At 76.8% G+C, this 8,494-nt stretch carries 9 protein-coding genes and 2 pseudogenes; 1 reads left to right on the plus strand and 10 read right to left on the minus strand.

Going from position 1 to position 8,494, the window contains the following annotated elements; genetic code table 11:
- Nucleotides 1–26: 26 nt before the first annotated feature.
- The 5 genes and pseudogenes from BJP40_RS24440 to tsaB all read right to left on the minus strand — a co-directional run bounded on the left by BJP40_RS24440 (nucleotide 27) and on the right by tsaB (nucleotide 3,513).
- On the minus strand, nucleotides 27–323 hold the full coding sequence (locus tag BJP40_RS24440) for a hypothetical protein (protein ID WP_071282407.1): 297 nt from the start codon (nucleotides 321–323) through the stop codon (nucleotides 27–29).
- A gap of 278 nt (nucleotides 324–601) precedes the next feature.
- Complete coding sequence (locus BJP40_RS24445; RefSeq protein ID WP_079169654.1) at nucleotides 602–913, minus strand: hypothetical protein; 312 nt, start codon at nucleotides 911–913, stop codon at nucleotides 602–604.
- An 11-nt stretch (nucleotides 914–924) separates the two neighbouring features.
- Nucleotides 925–2,031, minus strand: coding sequence for a tRNA (adenosine(37)-N6)-threonylcarbamoyltransferase complex transferase subunit TsaD (gene tsaD / locus BJP40_RS24450; protein WP_071275070.1), 1,107 nt, complete (start codon nucleotides 2,029–2,031; stop codon nucleotides 925–927).
- A gap of 259 nt (nucleotides 2,032–2,290) precedes the next feature.
- Nucleotides 2,291–2,839, minus strand: a pseudogene (gene rimI, locus BJP40_RS24455) (ribosomal protein S18-alanine N-acetyltransferase); the annotation flags it as partial.
- A gap of 20 nt (nucleotides 2,840–2,859) precedes the next feature.
- Nucleotides 2,860–3,513 carry a tRNA (adenosine(37)-N6)-threonylcarbamoyltransferase complex dimerization subunit type 1 TsaB gene (tsaB, locus tag BJP40_RS24460; RefSeq protein WP_071282409.1) on the minus strand — a complete coding sequence of 218 codons (654 nt, stop codon included), beginning with the start codon at nucleotides 3,511–3,513 and terminating at the stop codon, nucleotides 2,860–2,862.
- A 103-nt stretch (nucleotides 3,514–3,616) separates the two neighbouring features.
- On the opposite strand from tsaB, the gene BJP40_RS24465 reads away from it, so the two are divergent.
- On the plus strand, nucleotides 3,617–4,207 hold the full coding sequence (locus BJP40_RS24465; RefSeq protein ID WP_079171434.1) for a hypothetical protein: 591 nt from the start codon (nucleotides 3,617–3,619) through the stop codon (nucleotides 4,205–4,207).
- A 313-nt stretch (nucleotides 4,208–4,520) separates the two neighbouring features.
- Here BJP40_RS24465 and BJP40_RS24470 read toward each other — a convergent pair whose 3' ends face one another.
- From BJP40_RS24470 to BJP40_RS24490, 5 genes and pseudogenes are all read right to left on the minus strand, one after another.
- Nucleotides 4,521–4,727, minus strand: a complete 207-nt coding sequence (locus tag BJP40_RS24470; protein WP_071282413.1) for a hypothetical protein — start codon at nucleotides 4,725–4,727, stop codon at nucleotides 4,521–4,523.
- Between the two features lie 132 nt (nucleotides 4,728–4,859).
- Complete coding sequence (gene tsaE / locus BJP40_RS24475) at nucleotides 4,860–5,393, minus strand: tRNA (adenosine(37)-N6)-threonylcarbamoyltransferase complex ATPase subunit type 1 TsaE (RefSeq protein WP_071282415.1); 534 nt, start codon at nucleotides 5,391–5,393, stop codon at nucleotides 4,860–4,862.
- A 105-nt stretch (nucleotides 5,394–5,498) separates the two neighbouring features.
- Nucleotides 5,499–6,656, minus strand: a complete 1,158-nt coding sequence (locus BJP40_RS24480; RefSeq protein ID WP_071282417.1) for an alpha/beta fold hydrolase — start codon at nucleotides 6,654–6,656, stop codon at nucleotides 5,499–5,501.
- 15 nt (nucleotides 6,657–6,671) lie between these two features.
- Complete coding sequence (alr, locus tag BJP40_RS24485; RefSeq protein ID WP_079171433.1) at nucleotides 6,672–7,931, minus strand: alanine racemase; 1,260 nt, start codon at nucleotides 7,929–7,931, stop codon at nucleotides 6,672–6,674.
- 146 nt (nucleotides 7,932–8,077) lie between these two features.
- Nucleotides 8,078–8,494, minus strand: a pseudogene (locus BJP40_RS24490) (SMI1/KNR4 family protein); the annotation flags it as partial.

Raw genomic sequence — 8,494 nt, forward strand, 5'->3', positions numbered from 1 at the left:
GGGCACGACGGCGTTCACGGCCCTGCTCAGGGGGCCGGGTCACCCGGCGGGCGAGCGGTGACGACGCGGCGGAGGAGGGCTTGGACGGCGGCGGTGACGTCGGTGTCGGACCGGGTGTGGTGGCAGGGCCCGGTGTAGGCGTGGGTGAGGAAGTCCGCGGTGGGCTCGGGGTCGGGGACATCGAACTCGCCGGCCGCGTGGCCTCGTGTGAGGAAGGTGACGAGCAGGTCGCGGGCGGCGGTGGCGGGTTCCTCGGCGGTGGCGCCGCCGGGTTCGTGGAAGAGCCGGTGGCAGAAGTCGTGGTGGTGCTGGACACCGTCCACCTCTTCCGGCTCCACGCCGACGCGCGCGACGGGTAGACCGACCCGGCACCCCACCGGAAGTCGGGCCGGCAGGCCGGCAGGTCGCCGGGCCGGCATCCGGAGGAGCCGGTACGTGCCGGGGTCCCGGGCGGGGCCGTGCCGCTCCCGTCCGGGCGCCCGCGGGTGCGCTCGACGAGCGCGTCCCGCGGGCCGGCAGCGCCGGGTGCCGAGCCGCCTCGCCGGGCGGGACGCCCACTCCACCCGTGCGGGTCGGCCTGCGGTCGCCGCGCCGGTGCGCCCTACGCGCCGCCCCGGGGTGCGCCGCCGCCGGGGGCGGCGTCGCCCAGGAGGGGCCCGGCGCCGCCCGGGGGCGCGTCGACGCCGAGGGAGGTGAAGCGCCAGCGGTGGACCGGACGGGTGAGCAGCTCGGCCGGGGGCTCGGGGAGCTCCGGAACGCCGTCGCCGTCCCCCTCCCACCACGTCAGGACCAGGACGCGGTCCCCGGGGGCGGTGAAGGTCTCCCGGCGGAGCGGTGCGGCGTCGAGGCGCTGGGCGCGCGCCCAGGCCAGCAGCTCCGCGCCGCGGCCGGGGACCGCGCGGGCCTCCCACATCAGCGTCACCGTCACGAGTACAGGTTCTCCTTGCTGAGCTCGTGCAGGTGGTCGTGGTCGTGGGCGTGGGAGTGGTCTCCCGGCACGTGGGGGTCCGTCACCGGCAGCGAGGAGTCCGCCGAGAGGCCCAGGTCGGAGGGCGGGCGGTTGCGGGCCACCATCTCGGAGCCGAGGGCCGCGACCATCGCGCCGTTGTCGGTGCACAGCCCCGGGCGCGGCACGCGCAGGCGGATCCCGGCGCGCTCGCAGCGCTCCTCCGCCAGGGCCCGCAGCCGGGAGTTCGCCGCCACGCCGCCCCCGATCATCAGGTGGTCGACGCCCTGGTCCTTGCAGGCCCGCACGGCCTTGCGGGTCAGGACGTCCACGACGGCCTCCTGGAAGGAGGCGGCCACGTCGCGCACGGGCACGTCCTCGCCCGCGTTGCGCTTGGCCTCGACCCAGCGGGCCACGGCCGTCTTCAGGCCGGAGAAGGAGAAGTCGTACGCCGGGTCGCGCGGGCCGCTCAGGCCGCGCGGGAACGCGATGGCCGCCGGGTCGCCCTCCTTGGCGAGCCGGTCGATGACCGGGCCTCCGGGGAAGCCCAGGTTCAGCACGCGGGCGATCTTGTCGAATGCCTCGCCCGCCGCGTCGTCGATCGTCGCGCCCATGGGCCGCACGTCCGAGGTGATGTCGGGCGCCAGCAGCAGGGACGAGTGGCCGCCGCTGACCAGCAGCGCCATCGTCGGCTCGGGCAGCGGGCCGTGCTCCAGCTGGTCCACGCAGATGTGGGACGCGAGGTGGTTCACCCCGTACAGCGGCTTGCCCAGCGCGTAGGCGTACGCCTTCGCCGCCGAGACGCCGACCAGCAGCGCGCCCGCGAGGCCGGGGCCCGCCGTCACGGCGACGCCGTCCAGGTCGCGGGCCGTGACCCCGGCGTCCTTCAGGGCCCGCTCGATGGTCGGGACCATCGCCTCCAGGTGGGCGCGGGACGCGATCTCGGGGACGACGCCGCCGAAGCGGGCGTGGTCGTCGACGCTCGACGCGACCGCGTTCGCGAGCAGCGTCGTGCCGCGGACGATGCCGACGCCGGTCTCGTCGCAGGAGGTCTCGATTCCGAGGACGAGGGGTTCGTCAGCCATGTGTCTCAGCGCTTTCCATCGGATCTTCCTGTACGTCGTCGTCTTGTGCGCCGTCACCGGCGCCTCGTGCCCCCGCCCGCGGTGCACGGGCGGCGTCCGCGCGGTGCCCGTCCCCTCCGCGGGGGCCGCGGGCGTCTGCCGTCACGGCGGTGGGGGTCTGCGGTGCGGCGGCTTCCGGCACCGCGTCCGGCCGCACCGCTGCGTCGGGCACGGTCTCGCCGGGCGCTGTCGCGTCCGGCTCGGCCCCGTCGGAGACGGCCTGGTCGGGCACGGCGTCCTGCGGGGCGGCGCCCCCGGGAGCGGCCGCGTCCGGGGCGGCGGCGTCCAGGCCGGTGTCCTCCGGCGCGGCGGCGTCCTGGGCCGCGGCGTCCCGCACGGTCAGCCGCATCACCAGCGCGTCCACGTTCCCCGGCTGGTAGTAGCCGCGCCGGAAGCCGATCGGCTCGAAGCCGAAGCGCTCGTAGAGCCGCTGCGCCCGGGCGTTGTCGACCCGGACCTCCAGCAGCACCTCCTCGCACTCGAAGTCCGTGGCGCAGCGCAGCAGCTCGGTGAGGAGCCGGGCGCCGAGCCCGGTGCCCCACTGGTCGCGGGCGGCGGCGATGGTCTGGACGTCGCCGAGTCCGCCGGCAGCGGCGAGGCCCGCGTAGCCGACGATCCGGCCGCCGGCCTCCGCCACCACGTAGCGGCGCGTCGCCGCGGGGCCGCGCGCGTGCGCGAGCTCCGACCAGAACATGCCTTCCGACCAGGCGTCCTCGGGGAACAGGTCGCGTTCGAGTGCCAGCACCGGCGGGATGTCCCACCAGCGCATCTCGCGCAGGGCCGCCTCGGTCACTGCGGGGTGACCACCTTGTAGTTCTTCGGCACCTGGGCGTCCGGCCGCCGCAGGTACAGCGGCCTGGGCGGCAGCAGTTCCTCCCCGGCCGCGAGCCGCTCCGCCGCGAGGGCGGCGAGCGCCTCGGCCGCCTGGTGCTCGGGGTCGCGGGCGTCCGGGAACACCTCGCCGTACAGCCGTGCGCCCGCGCCCACCGCGGGCAGTCCGGCCACGTCGGCGGCGATGTCGGCGGGCCGGTCCACGGCGGGCTCCGTCACCCGGGTCCGGCAGTCGTCGTACCGCGCCCAGTAGACCTCCTTGCGGCGGGCGTCCGTGGCCACGACGAACGGCTCGTCGATCCCGGAGGCGTAGGCGAGGCCGTCCAGGGTGCACAGCCCGTGCACGGGCACGCCCAGCGCGGAGCCGAAGGTGGCGGCGGTGACCAGGCCGACGCGCAGCCCGGTGTACGGGCCGGGGCCGACGCCCACGACGAGGTCGGTGACGGCGTCCAGGGCGAGCCCCGCCTCGGCGAGCACGCGGTGCACGGCGGGCAGCAGCAGTTCCCCGTGCCGGCGCGCGTCGACCCGGCCCGACCGGGCGACGACGAACCGCCCGTCGTGGAGGGCGACGGTGACGGCGGGTGTGGCGGTATCCATGGCGAGCAACAGCACGCGAACAGCCTACGGCTCCCACGGGGTGGAGTACGGCGGCCAGGTGCCCTCCCGGAGCTGCTGCTACCGTCACATCGACAGGTCGTACGAGAGGTGGGGCAGCGTGGCAAGGAGCAGCTCGGGATTCGTGGCCGGGCTCACCGCGGCGGCACTGGCGGCGGTCGGCTTCCTGGCCTACCAGGCGTCCGCGACCGCCCCGGCCGACCTGCGGGGCGGCAAGGCCGGCGCCTCCCCCTCGTCCGCGTCCGCCGCGCCCTCCGCCCCCGGCGCCTCCCCGGCCCCGGGGGCTTCCGCGTCCCCGGTGCAGCGGGTGCCGGCGGTGCCCGAGCAGTCCGGCTCGGGGGAACGGGTGGTGTACGCCCTGGCGGAGCGCCGGGTGTGGCTGGGGGAGGAGTCCGGCGAGGTCTCCCGCACGTTCACGGTCATGCCGAGCACGGTGCACCCGGCGCCCGGTTCGTACAAGGTGACGTCCCGCTCGGGCGCCGTGCAGGGGTCCGACGGGGTGCAGGTGGAGCACGTGGTGCGGTTCGCCTCGGTGGACGGTGTGACGGTCGGCTTCAGTGCGGCGGTGGACGGCTCGACGCCCAGCCCTGACCCGACGCGGCGCACGGGCGGGGTGCGGATGAGCCGCGAGGACGGGGACGCGATGTGGACGTTCGCGACCGTCAACGCGAAGGTCGTCGTCATCCCCTGAGCCGCCCGGCCGCTCCCCCGCCGTCACACGGGGTCGGCTGGTGACGGTCACGTGGGCGGCTTCGCCGGCACGGCGGCGGAGCGTGCGAGGTTCCCCCGTAAGGGCTTGTGCTGCAGGACGGTTCTGGCGCTCGCGGGATGCCGCGGGGGTCACCGGGCGACGGGGCGGCCGGAGCCGACGAGGGGCTGGCCACCCGTGTGGGCGGGGCCCGGGCCGCCGGACAGCCGAAGCTGACGGGCATCGGGGCCACCGGACCGGGCGCAGCCGGACGGGTGGGTGGCCCGGGCGGGCACCGAGCCCCGGGGAGGGATCGCTACGCCGCGCGGGGCGCCTCACGGTGGGTGTCGTCCTCGGGCGCGGTGCCGGACGGCTCGCCGGGCGCGGCGGGGGTCGGGCGGGGCGGGGTGGACACGGCGGTGGCGGCGGCGCAGGACGCGAGCAGGTCGCGCATCGACACGTCCGACGGCTGCCGGTGCCCCGGCGGCCGTTCCGGCTGCCGCCTCGGCTGCTGCTGCGGCATGGTTGCCTCCCGGCTCCAAGCGTAGTTAGGTGAACCTAACCAGGGTCTGATCTCCATGTGACCACGCTTCGGAGGCCCCGCGCAACAATTTACCGACGGCTTGTCGGAACGTACGGCACGTGCGTACGGAGCTCAGAGCAGCGCGAGGTCCACGCCGGACCAGCGCTCCCCCACCCCGGTCAGGGTGACCTGGCGGCGGTCGTCGTCCGTGTCGCCGACGACCCGGTCGATCACCACGTGCAGGCGGTCCTCCGTGAGGTCCTCCACCTTCCCCTCGCCCCACTCCACGACCACCACGGAGTCCGGCAGCGAGACGTCGAGGTCCAGGTCCTCCATCTCGTCGAGGCCGCCGCCCAGGCGGTAGGCGTCCACGTGCACCAGGGCGGGGCCACCGGTCAGCGACGGGTGGACGCGGGCGATGACGAAGGTGGGCGACGTGACCGCGCCGCGCACCCCGAGTCCCTCGCCGAGGCCGCGCGTCAGCGTCGTCTTCCCGGCGCCCAGCTCACCGGTGAGCATCACGAGGTCGCCCGGGCACAGCAGCTTGGCGAGGGCGCGCCCGAGGTCCTGCATCTCCTCGGGCGCGTGCACGGTGAGCCGGGCGGTGGCCGCGACGTCGGCGGCGGGGATGTGCGGTGCGGTGGCGGAGGGGTGCGCTGCTTCCATGCCTGCCAAGGTAACCGCTCCGGCGGCGCCGGTCGTGAACGTCCCCGGGCGGCCCCCGGTGGCCCTCGTCCCCGCCCCCTCGGGCTCCACGGGGCGGGGCGGCCGTCAGCCGTGGTCGCGCAGGTCGGCGCCCGCACGGGCGAGCAGCGCCAGCAGCCGGTCGGTGACCGTCTCCGGGTGCTCCAGCATCACCAGATGGCCGCCGTCGGGCACGACGACCAGCTCCGCGTCCGGCAGCAGCGCGGCCATCGCCTCGGTGTGGGTCCAGGGGGTGATCATGTCCCGGTCGCCGACCAGAGCCAGCACCGGCACCTGCGCGTCCGCGAGGACCGCGAGCGCCTCCGCCTTGTCGTGCGCCGCGAACGCGGGGTAGAACTCCGCGACCACGTCGATGGGCGTGGCCTCGATCATGCGTTCCGCGAACCGGGCGACGACCGGGTCCACATCCCGCGACCCGAAGCTGTACCGCTTGACCAGCCCGGCGAAGAGGTCGGCCGTGGCCCGCCGCCCCCGCTCCACCAGCTCCGCGCGCGTCCCCAGGGCCCGCAGCACCCCCGGCAGCACCTTCCGCACCGCGTCGACGCCGGCGGCCGGCAGGCCGTAGCTGACCTCGGCGAGCCGACCCGACGACGTGCCGACCAGGGCGACGCCGGCCACCCGCTCCCGCACGAACTCCGGGTACCGGTCGGCCAGCGCCATGATCGTCATGCCGCCCATGGAGTGCCCCACCAGCACCAGCGGCCCCTCGGGCGCGGCCGCGTCCAGCACCGCCTTCAGGTCGCGGCCCAGCAGGTCGATCGTGACGGGCTCGGGGTCCGGGCCGCGCTGCGCGGCGCCGCGGGCCGACCGGCCGTGGCTGCGCTGGTCCCAGTGCACCGTCCGGACCCGGCCGCGCAGGGCGGCGCGCTGGAAGTGCCACGCGTCCTGGTTGAGGCAGTAGCCGTGGCAGAAGACGACGGTGAGCGGCGGGCCGCCCGGCTCCGCCTCGTCCACCTCGTACGCCAGCGCCGTGCCGTCCTCCGCCGGCGCGGTGCCCGGCGTGCCGCGCAGCCCGCCGAACGGCCCCGCCGCATCGAGTGCGAGCCGGGCCCGGCGGCGCATGCCGCGTCCGACGGTGAGCCGCTCCAGCGCGACACCGGCCGCCGCACCCGCGGCGACGACCCCTATCGCCGCCCCGGCGAAGCCCGCGCGGCGCCAGCCGCCACTGCCCTCCGCCGCGGCGTCGACGGCCCCCGCCACGGCCTTCCCGGTCGTCCCGCCCACGGCTCCCCCTCGGCGCTACGCGTCCGCTCCGCCGGGCCCGTCCGGGCCCGCGCCCCCGTCGTCGTCCCCGTGCTCGTCCGCGTCCAGGTAGACGCGCGGCACGCGCGTGCCGACGCGGGTCACGATCTCGTACGCGATGGTGTCCGCGGCCCGCGCCCAGTCCTCGGCGGTGGGCTCCCCGTCGTCGCCGGGGCCGAACAGGACGGCGCGGTCGCCGACCCGGACCGTGTCCTGCCCGAGGTCGACGACGAACTGGTCCATCGCGATCCGCCCGGCGACCGTCCGCACCTTCCCGCCCAGCAGGACGGGCCCCCGCCCGGAGGCGTGGCGCGGCACGCCGTCGGCGTAACCGACCGGGACGAGCGCGAGGTGCGTGTCGCGGTCGGTGACGTAGTGGTGGCCGTAGCTGATGCCGAGGCCGGGCGGGGCCTGCTTCACGGACGCGACGTGCGCCGACAGCCGCATCACGGGCCGCAGCCCGAAGTCGGCGGCAGTGCCCAGCTCCGGGCTGGGCGAGATGCCGTAGAGGGCGACCCCGGGCCGTACGAGGTCGAAGTACGTGTCCGGAAGGGTGAGCGTGGCCGGCGAGTTGGCCATGTGCCGCACCTCCGGCTCGACACCGGCCTTCTCCGCGTACTCCAGCATGTCGTGGAACTGCGCCAGCTGGGCGTCCACGGACGGGTGGCCCGGCTCGTCGGCGCACGCGAAGTGCGACCACAGGCCGGTGATCCGCACGAGCCCCTCCGCCTGCGCCCGGAGAGCCTCGCCCACCAGGTGCGGCCAGTCCGCGGGCAGGCAGCCGTTGCGGCCGAGACCGGTGTCCGCCTTGAGCTGGATGCGCGCGGGCCGCCCGGCCGCCCGGGCCGCCTCGGTCACCTCGTCCAGCGCCCACAGACCGCTGACCGCCACGTCGACGTCCGCGTCGACGGCCGCCCGCCAGGGGCCGCCCGGCGTCCACAGCCAGCACAGCAGCGGCGCGTCGATGCCGGCCGCCCGCAGCGCGAGCGCCTCGTACGGCGTGGCCGTGCCGAGCCAGGCGGCGCCCGCGGCCAGCGCGGCGCGGGCCACGGGCACGGCTCCGTGGCCGTAGCCGTCGGCCTTCACCACGGCCATGACCCGGGCCCCCTGCGGGGCGACCCGGGCCCGCAGCCCGCGCACGTTGGCGCGCAGCGCACCGAGGTCGATCTCGGCGCAGGCGCGGACGGTCTCGGGGCGCACGGACCCCCCGGCGACGGCGGGGGCATCGGCGCGGCGGTGCTGAGGTGTCGTACTCATCCCGCCCAGTCTCTCAGGTGCACCCGGCGGCCCCGGCGCCCCGGCGTGCCGGGTGATGCGCACCGGCTCGCCCCGGCGCCCCGGTCCGGGTCCGCAGTGCGGGCCGGGCGGCACCGGCTCACCCCGGCCCGGCGTACGGGTCCGGCTCACCCCGGCCCGGGCCCGGCGTACGGGTCGGGCTCCCCGGTGACCGGGTCGAGGCCCGCGAGGTAGCGCCGCTGCTCCTCCCGCCAGTGGACGAAGCGTGCGGGCGCCCCGTCCCAGAAGACCGGGCTGACCGGCGGCTCGTCGAAGTCGTCGCCGAGCAGCCGCGCCAGGAACTCCGCCATGCCGTACGGGTGGACGGTGAACCGCTCGGGCGTGTGCCGCCCGCACACCACGACGGGCCAGCGGTCGGGCTCGGGGTCGGCGGTGAGCCAGCACAGGATGTCCGACCCGGCGGTCACGCCCCAGGCGCGCAGGTCGCCGCCGGGTCCGTCCGGCAGGCCGGGCCCGCCCTCCCGTGCCCGGGCGAGCCGTGCGTTGCCGGTCTCCTCGGCGAGGTCGGCGGGCGCCCACTGTAG

This window comes from Streptomyces sp. CC53 (genome assembly GCF_001865245.1).
Lineage (GTDB): Bacteria > Actinomycetota > Actinomycetes > Streptomycetales > Streptomycetaceae > Streptomyces.